The sequence below is a fragment of the Streptomyces sp. NPDC042259 genome (assembly GCF_055582085.1).
The window spans coordinates 666,785-689,777 of record NZ_JBVJDW010000002.1 but is presented as its reverse complement, the minus strand read 5'-3'; the positions used below and the strand labels follow the sequence as shown (position 1 = coordinate 689,777).

Here is a 22,993-nt window from a genome sequence, read left to right as displayed (position 1 = left end):
AAAGAGAGACATCCCATGGAAATCCTCAAGCTCGCCGTCAGCGGTTGGTTCGCCCGGGCCCTGGCCGTCGCCGCCCGACTGGAGATAGCGGACATCCTCGACGGGGGTTCGATGTCGTCCGCGGAGCTGGCCAAGCGCACCGAGACCGACCCGGACGTGCTCCACCGCCTGCTGCAGATGCTCACCGTCCCGGGCGTGCTGGAGCGCGACGGGGAGAAGTTCATGCTGTCCGAGGCCTACGCGCCGCTGCGCGCCGACCACCCCATGACCCAGCGGCACTTCGCCATCCTCGCCGCCGAACTCTACGACGACGCCTTCGGCGGTCTGATGCACACCGTCAAGACCGGGCGCTCGGGCTTCCAGGAGGTCTTCGGGGAGTCGCTCTACGCCTACCTGGAGACCCACCCCGAGACGGCGGAACTGTTCGACCAGGGAATGATCGACCTGGCGACGCCGGTCGCCCAGTGCCTGATCGAGGCCCACGACTTCGGCGGCGCCGGCACCGTCGTCGACGTCGGCGGCGGCAGCGGCGGTCTGCTGCCCGGCATCCTCGCCGCCCACCCGGGCCTGCGGGGCACCGTGGCCGACCGGGCCAGCGTCTGCGCCCGGGGCCACGAGGCCCTGGGCCGGGTCACCGACGAGAGCGTCCTGGAGCGGATCACCTTCGCGCCGAGTGACTTCTTCGCCGAGGTCCCCGCGGGCGCAGACCGCTACCTGCTGAAGAACGTGCTGCACGACTGGACGTACGACAACTGCGTCCGCATCCTGCGCACCGTCGCCACCGCGATGGCCGACAGCGCCGACGGCGCCCGGCTGCTCGTCGTGGAGCCGCTGGTGGAGAACGACATCGACGGATGGCGGGCGATGTTCCAGGCGGTGGCCTGCGACGAGGGCACGATCGGCCTGGACGAGGCGGGCATGCGCCGCGCCCTGGAGGAGGCCGGCTTCACGGTGGAGTCCGTGGCGCAGCTGCCCACCGGGCACAAGGTCCTCGAGTCCTCCCTGCGCGCCCGATGACCCTCACGCCGGTCTTCCTGTTCGCGGGTCAGGGCTCGCAGTACCACGGCATGGGCAAATGGCTTCACGGAGCCGACCCCGTCTTCCGCGCGGCCCTCGAATCCCTGGACGCGGTCGTCCGTGACGTCCGCGGCGACTCGGTGATCGAGGCCATCCACGGTGACGGCCACGGCCCCGAGCTGCCGATGACGCGCTTCGCGCTCACCCAGCCGGCGATCTTCATGGTCGAGTACGCCCTGGCGGAGATGCTGCGGTCACACGGCTTCACCCCCGGGGCGGTGCTCGGCGCCAGCCTGGGCGAGGTCGCGGCCGCGGCCGTCGCGGGCGTGGTCGACCCCAAGGAGTGCCTGCGCTCCTTGCTGCGCCAGGTCGAGCTGTTCGAGGCGGAGTGCCCCCGCGGGGGCATGCTCGCGGTCCTGGCCGACGCCGGGCTCGCCCGGCGTGACCCCGTCCTCGCGCCGGCGCACGTGGCCGCCGTCAACTCGCCGGACAACTTCGTCCTGGCGGGCACGGCCGAGGACCTGGACCGTATCGAGCGGCACCTGACCGCCACGGGTGTCCTCTGCCAGCGGCTGCCCGTGCTGTTCCCCTTCCACTCGCCCCTGATCGACCCGGTGGAGGGTGCCTTCAAGGACCTCATCGGCCAACTGGCCATGAAACCCGCCACCCTGCCGCTGATCTCCGGGACCACCGGCGCGGCCGTGCACCTGCCCGACCCCGCCCACCTGTGGCGGGTGCTGCGGGAGCCGTTCGACCTGACCCGGGCCCTGGGCCCGCTCCTGGCCCGGGACGACCTGCTCTTCCTCGACCTCGGGCCGTCCGGGTCCATGGCCAACCTGGTACGCGCCGCCCTGCCGGACGGCAGCCGGTCCAAGGTCCTGCCGCTGCTGTCCCCGTACGCCCGCGACGAGGTGCTGTACCGGGCCGTCCTCGACACCCGGCCCCTCCTCGCCGCCCCGGCCCCCCTCGCCGCCCCCGCACGACGAACCGAGGTGAACCCCGTGAGCGCCTCCGCGGCCACACCCGACCCGCCCGCCCTCGACGGGCGACCGCTCGACGTCTACGTCTTCCCCGGGCAGGGCGCCCAGGCCAAGGGCATGGGCCGGGAGGTGTTCGACCGCTTCCCCGACCTGGTCGCCCGCGCCGACGCCGTGCTCGGCTACTCCCTCCGGGAGCTGTGCCTGCAGGACCCGGGCCGCAACCTCCGCGACACGCGGTACACCCAGCCCGCCCTGTACGTCGTCAACTCCCTCACCTGGCTGGCGGCCCTCGGCGAGGGCGGGCGGCTGCCGGACTACGTCCTCGGACACAGCCTCGGCGAGTTCGCCGCCCTGTTCGCCGCCGGCGTGTACGACTTCGAGACCGGGCTGCGCCTGGTCGCCGAACGCGGCCGGCTCATGGGACAGGTCACCGGCGGCACGATGGCCGCCGTCTCGGCGGTCGACGCCGCGCTCGTCGAGCGCGTCCTGCGGGACAACGCACTGACCGAACTCGACATCGCCAACTACAACGCGCCGACCCAGACCGTGATCGCCGGCCCGGTGGAGGCGGTCAACCGGGCGCTGCCCCTGCTGAAGGAGGCCGGGGCCCGCTGCGCGCCGCTCAACGTCAGCGCGCCGTTCCACAGCCGGTACATGGCCGCGGCCGCCGAGGAGTTCGGACGGCTGCTCGACGCCACCGACTTCGCGGCACCGAAGATCCCGGTGATCAGCAACGTCCACGCCAGGCCCTACGAGCCCGGCGAGGTGGCCGCCACCCTGCGCCGCCAGATCGCCTCACCGGTGCGCTGGACCGACAGCGTCCGGCTCCTGATGGGCCTGGGCGACTTCCGGGTACGGGAACTCGGCCCCGGACAGGTGCTGACCAAGCTCGTCGCCCGGATCCGCACCGAGGCGACCGCGCTCCCGGCACCCCGGCCCCTCGCCCCCACCGCCCCGCGACAGCCGGCCCCGGCCCGTACCGAGCCCGCGTCCGCCCGCCCCGAGTCACTGGGCTCGGAGGCCTTCCGGCGCGACTACGGCGTCCGGCTCGCCTACGCCGCGGGCGGCATGCGCCGCGGTGTCAGCTCGGTCGACCTGGTCGCCCGGATGGCACGCGCCGGTCTGCTCTCCTACTTCGGTGCCTCAGGCCTGGCCGCCGACGAGGTGGCCACCGCGGTCGCCCGGATCCGCGAGCGCGTCCCGGCCGGCGCGCCGTTCGGGGTCAACGTCACCCACGACCCCTTCGACCCGCGCGCCGAGGCCGACCTGGTGGACGTGCTGGTCCGCCACGACGTCCGGTTCGTGGAGGCCGCCACCCACGTCGAGGTGACCCCCGCGCTCGTCCGGCACCGGCTGACCGGTGCCCGGGTCCGCGCCGACGGCACCGTCCACGTACCCCGCAAGCTCCTGGCGAAGGTGACCCGGCCGGACGCCGCCCGGCTGTTCCTCTCCCCGCCGCCCGCCGCGCTGGCACGGCGACTGGTGGACGAGGGCCTGCTCACCGCCGAGGAGGCGGCGGCCGGGGAGCGCGTCGCGCTGGCCGACGACGTCTGCGCGGTGGGCGACGCGGGCGACCACTCCGACCTGGCGACCCTGTGGGCGCTGCTGCCCGCGCTGCGCCGGCTGCGCGCGGAACTCGGGGGCGTCGCCGAGGCGGTGCGCATCGGGGCCGGCGGCGGCATCGGCGCGCCCGAGTCGGCCGCGGCCTCCTTCGTCCTGGGCGCCGACTTCGTCCTCACCGGATCGGTGAACCTGTGCACGGCCGAGAGCGGGATCAGCGCCGCCGCCAAGGACCTGCTGCAGGAAGCCGACGTGCACGACACCGCCTTCGCGCCCTACGGCGACCTGTTCGAACTGGGCGGCCGGGCACGCGTGCTGCGCAAGGGCGTGCTCTTCCACGCCCGCGCGGGCAAGCTGTACGACCTGTGGCGCAACTACGACTCCTGGGACGCGGTACCCGCGGCGGTGCGCTCCAAGGTGGAACGCGACTACCTGGGCGCCCCGTTCGAGGACGTCTACGCCCGCCTGGGACGTTCCGCCGAGCCGGCGCTCGACCCCAAGCGGCGCATGGCGCTGGTCTTCCGCTGGTACTGCGCCCAGGCGAGCGCCTGGGCGATCGACGGGGCACCGGGCCGCGCCGCCGACTACCAGATCCCCTGCGGGCCGGCACTGGGCGCCTGCAACCGGTGGCTGGCGCACACGCCGCTGCACGCCTGGCGGGACCGGCACGCCGACGAGCTGGCCGACCGCCTGATGACCGAGGCCGCCGACGTCGTCGGCCCCGCGCTGTGATCCGTGCCCGGCTCCGGGCGCGGACCGGCGCCGGCCACGAGGCGACACCGAACACGACACGACACTGAGCAAGAAGCGAGGCCGACCCCATGACCGACACCTCCGCCGCGGAGCACCCCACCGAACCGGATGCGCTGGCCAGCGAGTTCGACCTGTCCGACCCGGCGTTCATCACCAACCCGGAGGCGGGCGAGCGCTGGCTGGGCGGCCCCCGGCCGGTCTGCCGGGGCAAGTTCGCCGACGGCAGCGACGTCTGGGTGGCCACCGGCTACCAGGACGTCAGGTCCGTACTGAGCGAGCCGACGTTCCGCAGCCGGCCGCCGGGCGACTCCCACCGGGAGTCCATGCTCAGCAGGGGCATCCCCGAGGACATCGTCGACATGTTCGACTCGACCCTGCTGACCATGGACGGCGACGACCACATGCGGGTGCGCCGGCTCGTCACCCGGGCCCTGTCCGCCCGGCGGATGCTGACGCTGACCCCGGCGATCACCCGGATGGCACACCGTCTGCTGGACGACCTCGCCGGCAAGCCCGAGCCCGACCTGATCGCGGACTACGCGCACCCGCTGGCCATCAACGTCATCTGCGAGATGCTCGGCGTCGACGAGCACTACCGCGAGCAGTGGCGTGAGTGGAGCGAGACGCTCGCCCAGGCCCTGCGCCCGAACCCCGAGCAGTTCGCCCCCGCCGTACGGGGCATGGCCCGGGTGACCCGGGAACTCGTCGAGGCCCGCAAGGCCGAGCCCCGGGACGACCTCATATCCGAGCTGGTGCAGGTCCACGAGGAGGACAGCGACCGGCTGACCGACGACGAACTGGTGGCCCTGGCCATGGTTCTCGTCCAGGCCGGCCACGAGACCGTCCGCAATCTCATCGCCCTCGCCGTCTTCACCCTGCTCCAGCACCCCGACCAGCTGAAGCTGCTGAAGGAGGACCCCTCCATCGCCAGCCGGGCGGTCGCCGAACTGGTGCGCCACACCGCACCGGTGAAGCACACCTTCCGGCGCTTCGCCACCGAGCCCGTCGAGATCGGCGGGGTGACGGTGCGGCCCGGCGAGGCCGTCCAGGTGGTGCTGGCCGCCGCCAACCGCGACCCCGCCGAGTTCGGCTGCCCGGCCGACCTGGACCTCACCCGCGAGCACAACCCGCACCTGGGCTTCGGCCGCGGCGCCCACTACTGCCTGGGCGCCAGTCTCGCCCTGATCGAGGGAGAGGTGGCCCTGACCGCGCTGTTCGAGCGGTTCCCCGACCTGACGCTGGCCGCCGACCCGGCCGAGATCGCCCCCCGCTACCTGCTCGCCATGCAGCGGCTCCCGGTGCACCTGACGCCGGACACCCAGGAGTGACGACCCACCCCCAGCGCACCGCCGGTGACCCGCCGACAGGAGAGACCATGCTGTACCGAGAGATGTTCAAGTCCAAGATCCACCGGGCCACGGTGACGCAGGCGAACCTGCACTACGTCGGCTCCGTCACCATCGACGCCACCCTGATGGCCGCCGCCGACCTGCTGCCCGGCGAGAAGGTCGACATCGTCGACATCGACAACGGCGCCCGGCTCAGCACGTACGTCATCGAGGGGGAGGCCGACAGCGGGATCATCGGCATCAACGGCGCCGCCGCCCGCCTCGTCAGCCCCGGCGACCTCGTCATCATCATCTCCTACGCCTCCATGAGCGAGGAGAACGCCCGCTCCTACGAGCCCAGCGTGGTGTTCGTCGACACGGACAACCGGCCCGTCACGACGGGTTCGGACCCCGCCGAGGTGCCCGACGGCTTCGGCCTGGTGCGCGGCGACACCATCAGCGCGTGACCGACCCCGCCCCGCCCATCGGAGACCGCCCATGAGTGCCACCCCTGACGTCATGACCGCCTTCACCAGCGGTCTCGCGGACATCAACCTCGACGACTCCAGCACCCCGCGCAGCGGCGAGAAGGCCGCCACCATGAAGTCGGCCAGCGCCACCATCTACGACATGGCCGCCACCCTGTCCGGCAAGGGCGACCTGTGGAACTGGGGCATGTACGACGCCGGCCTCGTCGAGGAGATCCGGGCCCGGGTGCCCGGGTTCGGCCAGCCCTGGACCGACGGCTTCAGCGAACAGCTCTACTTCCTCGCCCTGCGGGACCTCCCGATCGATCTGGACGACTACGCCGGCCGGGAGGTCCTGGAGGTCGGCTGCGGCATGGGGGAGGGCCTGAACTTCCTGTCCCGCGTCGCCCCCGGCGCCCGCATGACCGGCCTCGACCTGTCGCCCAAGGCCATCGCCCGGGGAACGGCCACGCTCTCCCGGGGCGACGCGCTGCGCTTCGTCCACGGCGACGCGGAGGACCTGCCGTTCGAGGACGGCTCGGTGGACGTGCTCGTCAACATCGAGAGTTCGCACACCTACCCCGACCTCGGCAAGTTCCTCAGCGAAGCCGCACGCGTCCTGCGCCCCGGCGGGCATCTGAGCCACATCGACGTCTACACCCGGCAGCGCACCGCGACCATGCGGCAGGCTGCGGCGGAGACCGAGGGCCTGGAATGGATCGCCGACAACGACATATCGGACCGGGTGCGCGCGGCGGTGCGCCGCCGGATGGCACCGGGCAGCCACTTCCGCACCATGCTCGGCAAGCAGCGGATGAACCCGCTGATGCGGCAGATCGTCGCGCACAGCCAGATCCTGATGTTCGGTGGCATGTTCGCGGGCTACCAGCCGCCTCCCACGATCAAGGCGCTCAGCAAACTGGGCATCGTGCCGTGGATGAGCGGACTGCCGATGGAGAGCTACCGCCACCAGATCGCCGTCCGCCGATGACCCGCCTTCCGACGTCGTGCCGTTCGGACGGGAAGGGGGAGACATGAACGCACGGCTGTTCGCCGTCGCCGCCGGCACCGAGGACCTCCTCCAGGGGCTCCTGCGCAGCCACCGGGACCGGATCCGCGCCGGAGGACACCTTCCGCCGCTGGCCCGGTACTGCCACGACGCCGCGACGGGCACGGCCGGGCCGCACCGCGTCGCCCTCGCCGTCGAGTCGTACACCGAGCTGGAGCAGCGGCTCACCGAGGTGTGCGCGGGCGAGGTCGAGCGGATCCCGGCGGAGTTCACGGCCCGGCGCCCCCCGCTGGTGTTCGTCTTCGCCGGACAGGGCGCCCAGTGGGACGGCATGGGCCGCGAACTGCTCGCCACCGAGCCGGTGTTCCGGGAGGCCCTGCACCGCTGCGACCGGCTCGTGCGCGCGTTCGCCGGCTTCTCCGTCGTCGAGCAGCTGGGACTGCCTCCCGGGGCGGCCCGGCTGGACGAACTGGACGTGCTGCAGCCGACGATGGTGTCCTTGCAGATCGCCCTGACGGCGCTGTGGCGCAGCTGGGGCGTGACGCCGGACGCGGTCGTCGGACACAGCATGGGAGAGATCGCCGCCGCGCACACCGCCGGGGCGCTGTCGCTGGACGACGCCATGATGATCGCGTGCCGGCGCAGCGCGCTGCTGCGCCGGATCGCCGGCAAGGGGGCCCTGGCCACGACGGAACTCTCGCCCGCCGAGGCCCAGGCGGTGGCCGAGGCCAGCGGCGGCAAGATCAGTGTCGCCGGGGAGAACAGCCCCCGGTCGACCGTCCTGGCCGGTGACGCCCCCTCGCTCGCCGCGCTCGTCGACGAGCTGGGCCGGCGGGACGTCTACTGCCGGGTGATCAAGGGAACGGTCGCCTCGCACAGTCATTACGTCGAGGAACTGCGCGAGGACCTGCATACCGCGCTGCGTTCGCTGGAGCCGACGCCCACGCGGGTGCCGATGTACTCGACCGTGACGTCCGAGCCGGTGCCCGGCACGGATCTGAACGCCGCGTACTGGATGCGCAACCTCCGTGAGCCGGTACGGCTGGCCGCCGCGGTGGAGAACCTGTTCGCCGCGGGGCACGAGGTGTTCGTCGAGGTCAGTACGCACCCGGTGCTGCTCAGTCCCGTCCGGCAGACGCTGGAGAGCGGCGAACGGCAGGGCCGGCTGCTGCCGTCGGGCAGACGGCGGGAGGAACGCCGTTCGGTGCTGTCCTCGCTCGGCACGCTGTACGCGTGTGGGCGCGAGCCGAACTGGCCGGCGCTGTTCCCGGCGGGCGGGGCGGGCGGGGGCGCGACGGCCTTGACTCCGTACCAGGGCGCGGTGCTGGACGCTGTGCGCATGCCGAGGCCCGTGCCGTAGCCTGGCCGACGGGTCTTCGGCTGACGGCCTGCCTTGCCGCCTGCGGCGGCCAGCGCCCTGCGGGCGCGTCCTCAATCGCCGGACGGGCTCGGTTTCCCGGCCCGTCCGGCGATTGAGGGCACCGCACAGACGGATCAGCGGCCCTTGCGGCGGATCTTGATGCTGGCCAGGTCGGTCGCCACCGAGCGGAGGTCGCCGCATTCGGCTCCGAGTTTGCGGACGGCGATGGCGGCCAGTTCCTCGGCCTTGGCCAGGACGACGGCTTCGGTGTCCTCCTCCTCGGCGGGGATCAGGACGCGGAAGGCGAACCCGTGCAGCGTCCGCTGGTAGGTGACCGTGCCCTCCTCGGTGAACCTGGCGCTGAACACGTCGTGTTCGTCCGCCTGGGCGCGCAGCGACGCGCGCTGCTCGTCGTCGAGGGGAGCGAACTTGCCCTGGGTGATGACCTGGTAGGTCGTGTGGCTCATGACTGCGGTTCTCCCGAGATGTGTGCTTCGGATATCGGCTGCGGGGGGGCGGCTCACGCCGTCTCCTCCCGCCGGGCCCGGTGGTGCGGCAGCAGGAACAGCAGACCGGTGACGGGTACGAGGCCGCCGGCCGCCCAGTACAGCGTCTCGCTGTAGGTCGACACGAACGTCTTGGCGCGGATCTCGCCGAGCGCGTCGGCGACCGCGGCCCGGGTGCCGGGGTCGGTGTCCTGGGCGAGCCCGGCACAACTGCGCGGCACCTTCGAAAGATCGTCCTGGCCGAGCGAGTCGGTCGCGCAGGTCTTGACCGCCGCGGCCCGCTCGGGCGCCACCGCGCGGACGGCCGGGACGACGCGGTCGGCCTGGGGTCCGGCGTTGCCCGCCAGGGCGGAGAAGAAGATGCCGCTGATGACCGCCACGCCGAGGGCGGCCCCGAGCTGGCCGGTCGCGTTGATGATGCCGGACGCGGCCCCCGCCTCCTGGGGGGTGACCTCCCTGAGGACCAGCGCGGTCAGCGGGGGCATGAGCAGACCCATGCCGGAGCCGAGCAGCAGCATCGACGGGATGGCGTGCCAGGACGTGATGCCCGTGCCCTCGTGGTGGGCCAGCCACGCGTAGGAGGCGATGCCCGCCAGCATGCTCAGCGCGCCCGCCATCAGGCAGTAGCGGCCGTAGAGCGGGAACAGCTTGCGCACGGCGAGGCCGCCGACGAGGGGGACGCACACCGAGAAGGGGATCGCGGTCAGCCCGGTGTGCAGCGCGGACCAGCCGAGGCCGCCCTGCAGGTACAGCGTCCAGCTGAGGAAGAAGCCGGCGGGGATGGCGCTGAAGAGCAGCTGCACGCCGATGCCGGCACCGAAGGCACGGACCTTGAACAGGGACAGGGTCACCAGGGGCGAGCCGTCCTTGCGGGTCTTGTGGCGTTCGTACACCACGAACAGCGCGATGACGGGTGCCGCGGCGACGAGCGCGACGATGCTCCAGACGGGCCAGTCGAGTTCGCGCCCGAGCGTCAGGGGCAGCATCAGCAGCAGCAGTCCGGCGATCGCCAGCAGCATGCCGATGATGTCCAGCCGCTTGGCGTGCGGGGAGTTGGACTCCCGCATCCACTTCCACGCTCCGAACAGGGCCGCCACGCCGACCGGCAGGTTGACCACGAAGATGCTCCGCCAGCCGAGGTCCAGCGGGCTCCAGTCGACCAGGGCACCGCCGACGACGGGACCGGAGACGATGGCCAGACCGATCATGCTCGCGTACAGGCTGACGACGCGCCCGACCTCCTGGGGAGCGAAGGTGACGTGGATGAGCGCCAGAACCTGGGGCACCATGATCGCGGCGGCGAGCCCCTGCAGCACCCGGGAGGCGACCAGCATCTCGGTGTTCTGCGCGGCGGCGCACAGGGCCGACGCGAGGACGAAGCCGGCGACGCCGGTGAGGAACATCCGCTTGCGGCCGAAGATGTCACCGAGCCGCCCGCCGGTGATCAGCAGGACCGCGAAGCTCAGTGTGTATCCGGCCGTCATCGCCTGCACGGCGACGGCCGAGGCGCCCAGGTCGCGCTGGATGCTCGGGATCGCCACGGTGATGATGTTGGCGTCGAGCAGGTCCATGAAGGTGGCGACCAGCAGGACGGTCAGCGCGAGCCACCGCTTCGGGTCCGGCTCGGGTGCGTCGGGGGTAACAGGCGGTAACGCGGCAGCCGGCCGCTCCGTTTGCCCTGCCTTGCTCATGGCTGCTTCTCCAGGTTCTCGATCGACGGCGTCCGGCTGGGGATGGCCGGGCGCCCGGTGGCCGTGAACGCGGAGTCCTGGGCGAGGGCGGTCCAGGCCCTCATCAGGAGTTCCACCACGTCCACGACCGTGTCCGTGCTGCTGTCGGCGGGGGAGAGCACGCGCTGGATGGACAGACCGTCGTCCAGTGCGTGCACGATGAGGGCCAGCAGTTCCACGGGGGCCGGGGTGGTCACACCGCGCGCGGCGAAACCCTGCTCCAGGCCCTGGGCCAGCGCGGCGCGGGAGCGGCGTTCGCGGTCCGCGAGCACCGGCAGCAACTCGGGCCGGTCCCGCAGGCCGTAGAGCCACAGTTCGGTGCGCAGGGCGAGCCAGCCCGCGAGGTTGCGGTCGCGCTCGCCGTGCCAGGAGCGCAGGTGCTCGATCATCTCGTCGAAGGAGCCCGCCTGGCGGCTCATCGCCCGGACCTCCTCCAGCTCGAGTTGGGTCCGCTGCTCGAGCAGGGCGAGGACGAGTTCGTGCTTGCCCTTGAAGTTGCCGTAGAACGCGCCGCGGGTGTAGCCGGCACGTTCGACGATCTGCTCGACCGACGTCCCGTTCACCCCCTGTTCGGCGAAGAGTTCGGCCGCCGACCGCAGGAGCTGTTCGCGGGTGAGTTCCCGGCTCTGCTGCCGGGTGAGCCGCTGGGTGATGGTGATCGCCTCCCTGACGCTTCACTGGGATGCGAGACTGTATCCCAATACGGCTCTGTATCTGAAACGGGATCACCATCCGGAACACGCGCACCCGCCCGCCCGGCAAGCCCGGGCACGACGAAGGGCTGCCGCCGTCCCCGGAGGGAGGCGGCAGCCCGGTACCGAGCCCTGGTGCGGAGGTTCAGCCGGCCGCCCGCTCCGTCACCCGGAACCGGTCGATGGCCGGCAGGTGCTTCTCGCGCAACGCGTGATCGCGTACGCCGAGGCCCTCGCGCGGGGCCAGCGCGAGGACCCCGACCTTGCCCAGGTGCAGATTGTGGTGGACGTCGTACAGGGCCTGGCCGGTCTCCTCCAGTGGGTAGGTCCGCGACAGCGTGGGGTGGATCCTGCCCTTGGCGATCAGACGGTTGGCCTCCCACGCCTCGCGGTAGTTGGCGAAGTGCGAGCCGACGATGCGTTTCAAGGACATCCACAGATAGCGGTTGTCGTACTCGTGCAGATAGCCGGAGGTGGAAGCGCAGGTGACGATCGTGCCGCCCTTGCGCGCGACGAAGACGGAGGCGCCGAAGGTCTCCCGGCCGGGGTGCTCGAAGACGATGTCCACGTCCTCGCCGCCGGTCAGTTCGCGGATCCGCCTGCCGAGCCGCTTCCACTCCTTGGGGTCCTGCGTCCGCTCGTCCTTCCAGAACCGGTACCCCTCGGCACCGCGGTCGATGACCGCCTCGGCGCCCATGGCGCGGCAGATCTCCGCCTTCCGCTCGCTGGAGACCACACAGACGGGGGTGGCGCCGCCGGCCAGGGCGAACTGGGTCGCGAACGCGCCCACGCCACCGGAGGCACCCCAGATCAGGACGTTGTCGCCCTGCTTCATCCCGGCGCCGTTGCGGGAGACCAGCTGACGGTACGCCGTGGCGGCGACCAGCCCGGGAGTGCCGGCCTCCTCCCAGGTGAGGTGGGCCGGTTTGGGCATCAGCTGATTGGCCCGGACCAGGGCCAGTTCGGCGAGCCCGCCGAAGTTGGTCTCATAGCCCCAGATGCGCTGCTGCGGGTCGAGCATCGTGTCGTTGTGCCCGTCCGGAGCCTCCAGGTCCACCGACAGGCAGTGCGCCACGACCTCGTCGCCGGGCTGCCAGGCGTGCACGCCCGGCCCGGTGCGCAGCACGACGCCGGCCAGGTCGGAGCCGATGACGTGGTACGGCAGGTCGTGCCGCGCGGCGAGCGGCGACTGCGCTCCGTAGCGGGAGAGGAAACCGAAGGTGGAAAGCGGTTCGAAGATCGACGACCAGACGGTGTTGTAGTTCACGGAGCTGGCCATCACGGCGATCAGGGCCTCGCCCGGGCCGAGTTCGGGCACCGGGACGTCGTCGAGGTGCACGGACTTGCGCGGGTCCTTGTCCTTGGTGGCGAGCCCGGTGAACAGCTCCGTCTCGCTCCGGTGCAGGGTGACGGCCCGGTAGGACCCGGGGAGGGGGAGCGCGGCGAAGTCCTCCCGTGCCGCGTCCCCGCTCATGATGGCATTGACGATGTCCTGCATGGGGCGTCCTCGGAACTGGGAGGGGTACGGGTGGCGCGGGTCGGTGGCGCGGCCCGCGCACCGCGCGGCGGGCGCGGCCGGGCGCGCGGTGCCGGCGACGGTGGGTCCGGCGGCGGGGGTGCCCGCGCGGAGCGCACGGAGCGCGTAGGCCCGCCGTGACGTCGGGCAACCGAGACGCGGGTGCCCCTGGTGACGTGCGGGTCACCCTACTGGGATGGGACAGGTGTTCCAAGAGGTGATCGAAATCCCGCCGCCACTCACCCCCGGGGAGACCCCCGAAGGACACACCGGGCTCTACTGGCTGATTTCTTATGGGTTTTGCCGAGTGGAACAGTGAATTCCGGGACAAGTTCCGGCCAATTTCCGGGGAATGATCAGGTGGCGGTCATCCGGCGTCGGCGGGGTGGGCGGCGCTGCCGGGCACCGGCACCGCGATCGCGGTGGCCACGTACGCGGCGCCGTCGCGGGTGAACGTCCGCCAGTGCCCGGTGAAACGCTCGATCCGGTGCCCGTCGACCACCGGCCCGGGGACGTTCAGCACGCAGTCGAAGGTGCCGTCCTCCGGGTCGGGGGTGATGACGCAGTCACCGAAGTCCAACCACCGGCCCGTCAGCGGGAACCAGGTCTTGTACGTGCTCTCCTTGGCGCTGAACAGCAGCCGGTCCCAGGCCACGGCCGGGTGCGACAGGCCGAGCCGGTCCAGGGTGCGGCGTTCCTCGGGCCGTGCCACCAGCTTCTCGACGCCCGCGGGCAGCGGCGCGTGGGGTTCGGCGTCGATCCCCACCGAGGCCACGGCCGTCTTCCGGGCGACCGCCGCCGCGCGGTAGCCCTCGCAGTGGGTCATGCTGCCCGCGATCCCCTCGGGCCAGAGGGGGGCGCCGCGCTCGCCGCGCGGGATCGGCCCGGGGGCGATCCCGAGCCCGGCCAGCGCCGTGCGCGCGCACAGCCGGGTGGTGGCGAACTCCCGGCGGCGCTTGTCAACCGCGCGTGCCACGAGTTCGGCCTCCTGCGGGTACAGGTGGACGTCCGGGGGATCCGTGAACATCTCCACGACGGTGACGTCCGGCAGGAGGCCCGTCAGCAGGCCGGCTCCGGTGCCGGGAGGGACCGGGTGGGGCCGGGGCGCGGCCCCGGCGTCCGGGAGGATTTCCGTGAGGTTTCCCCCTGGTGAACCGTGTGTCCGTATCGGACCGTTTGGACAGAAACCCGGCTCCTGAATGCCTGTCATGAACGAAGCCTACCCTTGCAGAAGTGGTCATGATCGACCAAGATGTGTTTCGTCGAAGCGCGATTTCCAGCCTCCCAGCCGGGGATTGGCTCTCTTGCGCACGACGGTTCTTCCGAGGTCCCGCTAGCGTCGGTGGTTCGCCGCGCCGTCGCGGGGACTTCATCGCAATACATCGCAGGGTGGGGGATGTGATGATTCAGCGCTGCCGTCCGTCATGGTCGCGTTCAGGCCGTGCCGGGTGTGGTTCCGCGCCCTTCCTCCGGATCGCATGCGTGGACGCATGCTGACCCGGCCGGTTGTCCTGGGCCTTCCCGCGCTCTCCGTCAGTGGTCTGTCCGAGAACTGGCTGTTACGAGAAGCCGGTGACCTTCATTGGTCCCTCATCGGCGAGCACTTCGGGGTTCCCGTCGCCGAACTCTCCGACGCCGAGGGCAATCGGCTGCTGCCCGCCTTCACCCGTGCCAGGCTCGCCGCCGCCGGTTCGCTGCGGTCCTTCACCGAGCACGACGAGGGAGAGCTGAGCGGCGCGCTGACCAGGATCGACGAGCAGACGTTCGTGAGCGACATCCGTTTCGCCACGGCGACGGCGCACGTCGACGTCCGGCTGCTCACGGCCTTCGTCCACCGGGGCGCCGGCAACTGGCTCGTCCCCGGCACACCACGGTCCGCCGGTCACACCCCGGTGGCACCCGCGACGGCCGAACACCACGACTTCCACCACGAGTTCCGCGCCCGTACCGCTGCGGACCCCGACGGCGCCGGCCTGTACCGCGACCGGTACGAACTCAACCCGTTCGCGGACATGAACGCCGCCGGCCTGCTGTACTTCGCCTCCTACCCGCACATCAACGACCGCGGCGAGCGCAACTACGTCCAGTCGCTCGTGCCCGGCGGCGAGTGGGCCTCCGAGGCCGTCACCCTCAGCCGGGACATCGTCTACCTCGGCAACTGCGGCATCGACGACGTCGTGCGCTACCGGCTGGACGACTGCAGGCGGGAAGCGGACGACCGCGTCGTCCTGACGTCGTCACTGCTGCGCGAGCGCGACGGAAGGCCGCTCGCCCGGCTGGAGAGCGTCAAGCGGCTCACCCGGCCCGGCGCCTACGCGGCGTTGTGGGACGCCACCGGAGCCCCGGTCGTGGTGCGGTCGGCCGCACCGGCCGCCCCCGCGCCCGCCGGCCCGCCGGCCCCGGGAGACTCCGTGCCCGACGAGCCCGACGACCTCGAAGCCCGGCTCCTGGCCCTGATGGAGAGCGTGCTCGACGAGCCCGCCGGAACGCTGTCCGCGGACGACGACCTGCGTCCGCGCGGACTCGACAGCCTGGCGCTGACGGAAGCCGCCGCCCGGGCCCGGGACGAGAGCGGGCTGGAGATCGACCCCAGCACCATGTTCCAGGCGTTCACCGTCACCGCCATGGCGCGCGTGCTGCGCGGTGCGCGCCCGGCCCCGGCCACCGCCGTGCCGCCGGCCCGGCCGCGGCCCGCTGCGGGGGCGCCGATCGCCGTGGTCGGCATGGCCGGCCGGTTCCCCGGCGCGCCGAGCGTGCCCGCACTGTGGGACCTGCTGGGCCGGGACGAGGACGCCGTCCGTACCGTCCCGAACGACCGCTGGGACACGGCCGCCCACCCCGGGCTGGTCGACAAGGCGGCCCTGCTCGACGACATCCGCCGCTTCGACCACGAGTTCTTCTCCATCAGCCCGCGTGAGGCCGCGCTGATGGACCCCCAGCAGCGGCTGCTGCTCGAAGTGGCCTGGGCCACGGCCGAGGACGCCGGGTGGGACCCCACTTCGCTGGCCGGCAGCCGCACGGGCGTCTACGCGGGCGTGTGCCACTCCGACTACGCCGCGGTCCTCGCCGAGCACGCCGGCGGCGACGAGCCGCACCTGAGCGTCGCGGTGTCCCCCTCCCTGGTCGCCAACCGGGTCTCCTACGCCCTGGGGCTGCGCGGACCGAGCGTCGCCGTCGACACCCTGTGCTCCTCGTCCCTGGTGGCCGTCGCGCAGGCCGTCGCGGCCCTGCGCGCCGGAGAGTGCGACCAGGCGTTCGCCGGCGGGGTGAACGTGCTGTGCGACCCCGCCCGGCAGCAGGCCTACCAGCGCACCGGGGTGCTGAGCCCGCGCGGGCGCTGCCACACCTTCGACGACGACGCCGACGGATACGTCCGGGGCGAGGGCGTCGGCGCCCTGCTGCTCAAGCCCCTGGACCGGGCCCTGGCCGACGGCGACCGCGTCCACGCGGTGATCCGCGGCGTGGCCGTCAACCACGGCGGCCAGGCACAGTCCTTCACCGCGCCCAACCCGGACGCCCAGGCGGACCTGCTGGTGACCGCGTACAACGAGGCGGGAGTCGACCCGGCGACCGTCGGATACCTCGAGGCGCACGGCACCGGCACGCGCCTGGGCGACCCCATCGAGATCTCCGGCATGGTCGCGGCGTTCGAGCGCCTCTACGACCAGTGGGGCCACCCGCGGCCGGCCGAACCGCACTGCGGGGTCGGCTCGGTGAAGACCAACATCGGCCACCTGGAGGCGGCCGCCGGGATCGCCGGCATGATCAAGGTGATCCTGGCCATGCGCCACCGCACGCTGCCGGCCAGCCGCAACGTGTCCCGGCCGAACCGGATGATCAAGACCGAGGGCACACCGCTGCGGCTCCAGCTCGCGCGGACGGCCTGGGAGGCACCCGCCGGCGGCGGCCCCCGCCGGGCCGGCGTCAGCTCCTTCGGCATGGGGGGCACCAACGCGCACGTCGTACTGGAGGACGCGCCGGAGACGGCCCTGCCGTCCCCGGCCGTGCCGCTCCCGGTGACCGTCCCCGTCTCGGCCCGCACCCCGCGGGCCCTGCGGGAGGCCGTGACCGCCCTGCTGGACGTGGTCCGCTCGCCGGACGCCCCGCCACTGGCCTCGATCGCGCGCACCCTGCGGACCGGGCGCGCGGCCCTGCCGTGCCGGATCACCGTCGAGGCGGCGGACCTCGGTGAACTCGCCGCGAAACTCGCCGCGGTGCTCGCGAACGCCCCGGCCGACGGCGTGGTCCCGGACCCCGCCCCGGGTCCGGACCCGGATGCCGACGCGGCTCCGGCCCCGGCCGCCCCGCCGGTGTCGCTGCCGACCTACCCCTTCAGCCGCGACCAGCACTGGGCGGCGCCCGTCGCCGGTACCGAGTTCCTCACCACCACCTGGCAGGACGCGCCCGCCCCGGACACCGCCCACGACGGCCGGCTCCTGGTGGTCACCACCGACCCGGAGTTCGCCCGCACGGTGCTCGCCGACCGCGGCGTCGCGCACGTCCCCGGCGACCCGCTGCCCGACGCGAGCGGTCTGACCGGCGTCGTCGACCTGGTCGACTGGTCCGCGCCCGGAACGCGGATCACCGAACGGATCGCCCTGCTGCGGCAGGTGCTCACCGCCAACCCCCGCACGGGGCTGCGCTGCGTGCACGTCAGCGGCGCCGAACGCTCTCCGCTCGCGGGCTTCTACCGTTCGCTGTCCGGGGAGTTCCCCGGCGTCCACGGGCGGACCGTCCGCGTGGACGGCGGCACCGCCGCACTCGTGGCGGCCGTCAGGGCCGAGACGTCGGCGACCGACTTGGAGACGGAGATCCGCTACGAGGGGAGCCGGCGCCGCCGCCCGGTGGCCGCCTTCGCCCCGGCACCGGCCGGTGCCGACCCGCTCGCGGGCCTCGGCCGCGGCGCGGTGCTCATCACCGGCGGCCTGGGCGGCATCGGCCTGCGCCTGGCGGCCCATCTGGCCGACCGCGGCGCCCGGCACATCGTGCTGGTCGGCCGTTCCCGGATGCCGGTCCGCAACCAGTGGGCCGCCCTCGCCGCCGAACCCGCCACGGACCCGGTCCTGCGGGCCCGGCTCACGGCGCTGCTCGCCCTGGTCGAGCGCGGGGTGACCCTGACCGTCCGGACCGACGCGCTGGACGATGTCACCTCGCTCCGCCGGCTGATCGGCCGCGTCAGGAAGCAGGCGGGCGGGATCGACGCCGTCTTCCACTGCGCGGGCGTCATGGACCCGCCCACGTCCTTCCTCTCCCGGACCGCCGAGGATGACTCCCGGGTGCTGCGGCCCAAGGCCGACGGGCTGCGGGTGCTCTGGTCCGCCTTCGGGGCGACGCCCCCGGACCTCATGGTGCTGTTCTCCTCGGTGGCCGGAGCGGTACCGCGGCTGGCCGCGGGCCACCTGGACTACGCGGCGGCCAACACCGTGCTCGACGACTTCGCCACCGCCCACGACGGCGAGTCGGGCTGTGCGGTGCGCTCCCTGCGCTGGCCGCTGTGGCGCGGCGTGGGCATGGGAGCCGAGCGGACGAGCGCCGGCGGTGCGCTCGGCATCCCCGACCTGAACGAGGACGAGGCCCTGGAACTGCTCGACCTCGCCCTGCGGGTGCCCGGCGAACCCGTCCTCCTGCCCTGCCGGGTGGAGCGCGCGTCGCTGGCCACGGCCGAGCTGTTCCAGGCGCCGTCCCGCCCCGCACCGGCCGCCCCCGCCCCCGGCAAGGCCCCCGCCCCGGCGGCCGATGACGCGCCCGCTCCGGCCACCGCGGCCGACGACGCGCCCGCCACGGCGGCGGACCTCGGTTGGCTGATCGCCCTGGTGGCCCGGACGACCAAGGTCGAACCGGCGCTGCTCGGGCCGGACACCGCGCTCGGTGACGTCGGCGTGGACTCGCTGCTGATGGCCGAACTGGTACGGGACCTCGAAGCGGAGCTGGGGCACCCGGTCGATCCGAGCCTGCTCCAGGAGCACCCCACGCTCGCCCGGCTGGCCGCCGCGCTCGGCGCGACCGCACCCGCCACCGCCCCCGGGCCGGCCGGCCGGCCCGCACGGGCCGTCGTCACCGAACCGGCCCCCGCCCCCGGCGGGAAGCCGACCCCGATCGCCGTGATCGGCATGGGGTGCCGGCTGCCGGGCGCCGCCGACCCCGCGCAGCTGTGGGAGGTGCTGCTCGCGGGCCGCGACCTCGTCACCGAGGTGCCGGCCGACCGCTGGGACACCGGCTCGCTCTACAGCCCGGCCGGCGGACCGGGCCGCAGCCAGAGCAAGTGGGGCGGATTCCTGGACGACGCCGCCCTGTTCGACCCGGAGTTCTTCGGCTTCGACGACGAGTCGGCCCGGCAGCTGGACCCCCTGGCGCGCAAGGCGCTGGAGGTGTCCGTGGAGTGTCTGCGCGATGCCGGCTACCGCGAGGACGAGGTACGGGGCCAGTCGCTGGGGGTCTTCGTCGGCACCCGGACCGGTAACCACCGCGTCCATCTGCAACCCCCGACACGGCAGTACACGGCCGGGGTCAACCAGAACTTCGTGGCCGCGCACATCTCGCACTTCCTCGACCTCTCCGGGCCGAACCTCGTGGTCGACAGCGCCTGTTCGTCGTCGCTGGTGACCATTCACCTCGCCGCGCAGAGCCTGGCGTCGGGCGAGTCGTCCATGGCCCTGGCCGGAGGCGTGGACCTGCTGTTCGACGAGGAGCCCTACCTCATGCTCAGCGCCGGCAAGGCGCTGTCGCCCAGCGGCCGCTGCCGCACCTTCGACGAGTCCGCCGACGGCCTCGTCCCCGGCGAGGGCGCCGGAATGGTGCTGCTCAAGCGGCTCGCCGACGCCCGGCGCGACGGTGACCGGGTGCTCGCCGTGATCGAGTCCTCGGGCGTCAACAACGACGGCAGGACCATGGGGCACACCACCCCCAACGGACGCGCACAACGCGCCCTGGTCTCCGACGTGCTCGCCCGCGGCGGGATCGACGCCCGCACCATCGGATACGTCGAGGCGCACGGCACGGGCACGATGATCGGCGACCCGATCGAACTCCAGGCGCTGACGGCCGTCCACCGGACCTACACGGACGACCGCGGTTACTGCGGCATCGGCAGCGTCAAGAGCGCGATGGGCCACCTGCTCAGCGCGGCGGGCGTCGCCGGGTTCATCAAGGCCGTACAGATCCTGCGGCACGGCCGGCTGGTGCCCACCCTGCACTGCCACCGGCCGAACCCGCGCTTCGCGTTCGCCGAGTCGCCGTTCTTCCCGGTGACCCGCGCCGCGGACCTGTCGCCCGGCAGCCGGGTGGGGGTCAGTGCCTTCGGCTTCGGCGGCACCAACGCCCACATCGTGCTCGGACCCGGTACCCCGGGCGAGCCGGGCAGGCCCCCGCTGCCGCTGCCCGCCTACCGGCGCAGCCGGTTCTGGCGCCTGCCCGCCGTACCCGGGCCGGCCACGGCGCCGGCCCGCTCGGCCCGGCTCGACCTGACCCTCATCTGACCCGGCCTGACCCTCACGCAACCCGGCGCGCCCGGGCCGTGGATCACGCTCCGCCGCATCGCCGATCACCAGGAGAGAACACGTGGACCGACGGTCCGTTCGCTGCGTCTTGCACCTGAACCGGGACAACCCGATCGTCGACGACCATCGGGTGCACGGGGTGCGCACCCTGCCGGGTGTCACCTTCCTCGACCTCGTCTGCCGGCTGCTCGCCGCGCGCGACATCCCGCTGGACGGCTCCGAGCTGCGCGACGTGCTGTTCGTCGAACCGGTGGTGACCACCGAGTCCTTCGACCGCGAACTGGTCGTCGCCCTCGAACCCGACGGCACCGACTTCCAGGTGACGGCGACCAGCCGCCGCACGCAGGACGGCACCCCCGTGGACGAGGCGGTGACCACCCACCTCCGGGCGACCCTGCGCACCGGTCTGCCGCCGCTGACCGGCGCCCTGGAGCCGGCCGCGCCCGGCACCCCGCGCGACGTGGGCGAGGTGTACGCGACGGGACGGTCGGCCGGGATCGAACACCGGGCTTTCATGCGGTGCGCGGGCACCCTGCGGGCGGCCCCGGGCCGGGTACGGTCCGAACTCGCGCTCGGCGACGAGGCCCGGGCCACGGTGGCGGACTTCCTGCTCCACCCCGCCCTGCTCGACGGGTCGACCATGCAGTCGTACGCGCTCGTCTTCGACGGCGCGGACGCGGACGGACGCCCGCTCATCCCCCTGCACATCGCCGCCTTCCGCGCGGCCCGCACCCTCGGTGACGCCTGCACCGTCGACCTGCGCCTGGCCCCCGCCCCCGCCGGGACCGGTGACGACGTGGTGAAGGCCGACATCGACCTGTACGACCGGTCGGGCGCGCCCGCCGCCCGGTTCACGGGCCTGACCTTCAAGCGCGTCCGCTCCACGGCGGCCATCACCCGGCTCACCACGGGCACACCGCCCCCCGCGCCGGGGCCCGCCACCCCGGCCGCCACGGCCCGCACCGCACCCGCCGCTCCCGTCGGGGCCTCGGCACCCGTGAGCACGGACGGTGACCCGGGCGACCTCCGGGCGGAGATCGCCGAACTGGTCCGCCAGGCCGTCGGCGACCCCGCCCTGGCGGTGGACGGCGACCGGGGCTTCTACGACCTCGGACTCGAGTCGACCCACCTGCTCACCCTGGTCCGCGCCTTCGAGGAACGCTGGGACATCGCCCTCTACCCGACCCTGCTGTTCGAATACCCCACGGTCGACGCCGTCGCGGAGCATCTCGCGGAGCTGCTGCCCGCCGACCGGCGTGCCCGGCCGGCCGCCGCACCGGCCGCCGCCGCACCGGCGGACGACACCCCCGCGCGGACCGGCTGCCTGACCGGGGTGTGGCAGACGGCGCCCCGGCCCACCGCGCCGGCCACCGCCTCGTTGCTGGTGATCGGCGAACTGCGGGCCCGGCCCGGTCAGATCACCGCCCGGCGCGGTCCCGCCTTCCGGCGGGTCGCCCACCACGAGTACGAGATCCGCCCCGGCGAGGCGGGGGACCTGCGGCTGCTGCTCGCCGACCTCGGCGCCCCGCCCGAGGCGGTCCTGCACCTGGCGCAGGACGACACCGCCGATCTGCCCGAGGCCGTCCAGGCGGCCTGCTGCGAGGTGCTCGCCCTGGCCCGGGCCCTGGCGGACACCCCGGTGCCGGTCGTGCACGCCGGACCGGCACCGGTCGCCGCCGCCGTGGCCGGGCTCGCCCGTACCGTCCGTCTGGAGCAGCCGCGCCTGGCGATCACGGCCGTCGAGTGCGACGGCCCCGCCGACCCCGACGCGCTGCTCGCGGAGTTCGGCGACCCGGACGAGACCTGGGTGCGGCACACCCCGGGGCGCCGCCACGTCCGCCGCTACCGCGAGGCGGACCCCGGCGGCGCGACGCCGATCCGGCCCGGCGGTGTCTACCTGATCACCGGCGGGGCCGGCGGCATAGGCCGGGAACTCGCCGCCCGGCTGACCGCACAAGGGGCCACGGCCGTCCTGACCGGGCGCACACCACGGCCCGAACCGGCCGCCGGCCGGTACCTCCGTGCCGATGTGACCGTGCCCTCCGAGGTGACCTCCCTGGTCACGGACATCCTCGACCGGTACGGCCGGCTGGACGGCGTCGTCCACGCGGCCGGTGTGCTGCGGGACGGCCTGTTCACCGCCAAGTCCGCCGCCGACGTCGCGGCGGTCCTCGCCCCCAAGGTGCGCGGCACGGTGCTCCTCCACGAGGCGACCCGCCACCTGGACCTCGACTTCTTCGCCGTCTTCTCGTCGGTGACCGGCGTCGCGGGCAACGTGGGCCAGAGCGACTACGCCGCCGCGAACGCCTTCATGGACGCCTACGCCCGCGAGCACCGGCTGACCTCCTTCGCCTGGCCCCTGTGGGCCGAGGGCGGCATGCGCACCGACCCGGCGGCCGAGGCACTGTTCCGCCGTCAGGGACAGGCCCCGCTGCCGACGACGGACGGCCTGGACGTCTTCGAGCGGGCGCTCACCCACACCGGCACCGAGATCGTCGTGCTCCACGGCGACCCCGAGCGGGCCCGCCGGTCGCTGGGCCTCCACCCCGCCGACCCCGCCTCGACCGAAGCCTCCGTAG

General features: G+C 73.3%; 13 protein-coding genes (1 of these 13 only partly in view). 8 read left to right on the top strand and 5 right to left on the bottom strand.

Going from position 1 to position 22,993, the window contains the following annotated elements; genetic code table 11:
• Window positions 1-15: 15 nt before the first annotated feature.
• From ACZ6MA_RS07445 to ACZ6MA_RS07420, 6 genes are all read left to right on the top strand, one after another.
• A complete protein-coding gene (locus ACZ6MA_RS07445) occupies window positions 16-1,017 on the top strand; it encodes a methyltransferase (protein ID WP_469431815.1) in 1,002 nt (333 codons plus the stop codon).
• Window positions 1,014-4,289: an ACP S-malonyltransferase gene (gene fabD / locus ACZ6MA_RS07440; protein WP_469431814.1), complete on the top strand. Its 3,276-nt coding sequence runs from the start codon at window positions 1,014-1,016 to the stop codon at window positions 4,287-4,289. The genes ACZ6MA_RS07445 and fabD overlap by 4 nt, the downstream gene beginning before the upstream one ends.
• Window positions 4,290-4,378: 89 nt before the next feature.
• On the top strand, window positions 4,379-5,638 hold the full coding sequence (locus tag ACZ6MA_RS07435) for a cytochrome P450 family protein (protein WP_469431812.1): 1,260 nt from the start codon (window positions 4,379-4,381) through the stop codon (window positions 5,636-5,638).
• Between the two features lie 50 nt (window positions 5,639-5,688).
• Complete coding sequence (panD, locus tag ACZ6MA_RS07430) at window positions 5,689-6,105, top strand: aspartate 1-decarboxylase (protein ID WP_469432277.1); 417 nt, start codon at window positions 5,689-5,691, stop codon at window positions 6,103-6,105.
• A gap of 31 nt (window positions 6,106-6,136) precedes the next feature.
• The gene (locus tag ACZ6MA_RS07425) at window positions 6,137-7,096 is read left to right on the top strand and encodes a class I SAM-dependent methyltransferase (protein ID WP_469431810.1); all 960 of its coding nucleotides are present in this window, start codon (window positions 6,137-6,139) and stop codon (window positions 7,094-7,096) included.
• 43 nt (window positions 7,097-7,139) lie between these two features.
• Window positions 7,140-8,474: an acyltransferase domain-containing protein gene (locus tag ACZ6MA_RS07420; RefSeq protein WP_469431809.1), complete on the top strand. Its 1,335-nt coding sequence runs from the start codon at window positions 7,140-7,142 to the stop codon at window positions 8,472-8,474.
• Between the two features lie 134 nt (window positions 8,475-8,608).
• On the opposite strand, the gene ACZ6MA_RS07415 is transcribed toward ACZ6MA_RS07420, so the two are convergent.
• From ACZ6MA_RS07415 to ACZ6MA_RS07395, 5 genes are all read right to left on the bottom strand, one after another.
• The gene (locus ACZ6MA_RS07415; protein ID WP_469431808.1) at window positions 8,609-8,941 is read right to left on the bottom strand and encodes a DUF6204 family protein; all 333 of its coding nucleotides are present in this window, start codon (window positions 8,939-8,941) and stop codon (window positions 8,609-8,611) included.
• A 53-nt stretch (window positions 8,942-8,994) separates the two neighbouring features.
• A complete protein-coding gene (locus tag ACZ6MA_RS07410; protein ID WP_469431807.1) occupies window positions 8,995-10,671 on the bottom strand; it encodes an MFS transporter in 1,677 nt (558 codons plus the stop codon).
• Window positions 10,668-11,309 carry a TetR/AcrR family transcriptional regulator gene (locus ACZ6MA_RS07405; protein ID WP_469432276.1) on the bottom strand — a complete coding sequence of 214 codons (642 nt, stop codon included), beginning with the start codon at window positions 11,307-11,309 and terminating at the stop codon, window positions 10,668-10,670. Before ACZ6MA_RS07405 ends, ACZ6MA_RS07410 begins: the two co-directional genes overlap by 4 nt.
• A 238-nt stretch (window positions 11,310-11,547) precedes the next feature.
• Window positions 11,548-12,900, bottom strand: coding sequence for a crotonyl-CoA carboxylase/reductase (ccrA, locus tag ACZ6MA_RS07400; RefSeq protein ID WP_469431805.1), 1,353 nt, complete (start codon window positions 12,898-12,900; stop codon window positions 11,548-11,550).
• 385 nt (window positions 12,901-13,285) lie between these two features.
• Window positions 13,286-13,984 (bottom strand): 4'-phosphopantetheinyl transferase family protein, encoded by a 699-nt coding sequence (locus tag ACZ6MA_RS07395; RefSeq protein WP_469432274.1) that lies wholly within the window; start codon window positions 13,982-13,984, stop codon window positions 13,286-13,288.
• A 412-nt stretch (window positions 13,985-14,396) separates the two neighbouring features.
• Here ACZ6MA_RS07395 and ACZ6MA_RS07390 point away from each other — a divergent pair, with 412 nt between their 5' ends.
• Both ACZ6MA_RS07390 and ACZ6MA_RS07385 read left to right on the top strand, forming a co-directional pair.
• Window positions 14,397-20,393, top strand: a complete 5,997-nt coding sequence (locus ACZ6MA_RS07390) for a beta-ketoacyl synthase N-terminal-like domain-containing protein (RefSeq protein ID WP_469431804.1) — start codon at window positions 14,397-14,399, stop codon at window positions 20,391-20,393.
• Window positions 20,394-20,475: 82 nt separating this feature from the next.
• Window positions 20,476-22,993, top strand: the 5' end (the start) of a protein-coding gene (locus ACZ6MA_RS07385; RefSeq protein ID WP_469431803.1) for an SDR family NAD(P)-dependent oxidoreductase. It continues 10,685 nt past the right edge of the window; only the first 2,518 of its 13,203 coding nucleotides appear in the window; its start codon is at window positions 20,476-20,478; its stop codon lies beyond the right edge, outside the window.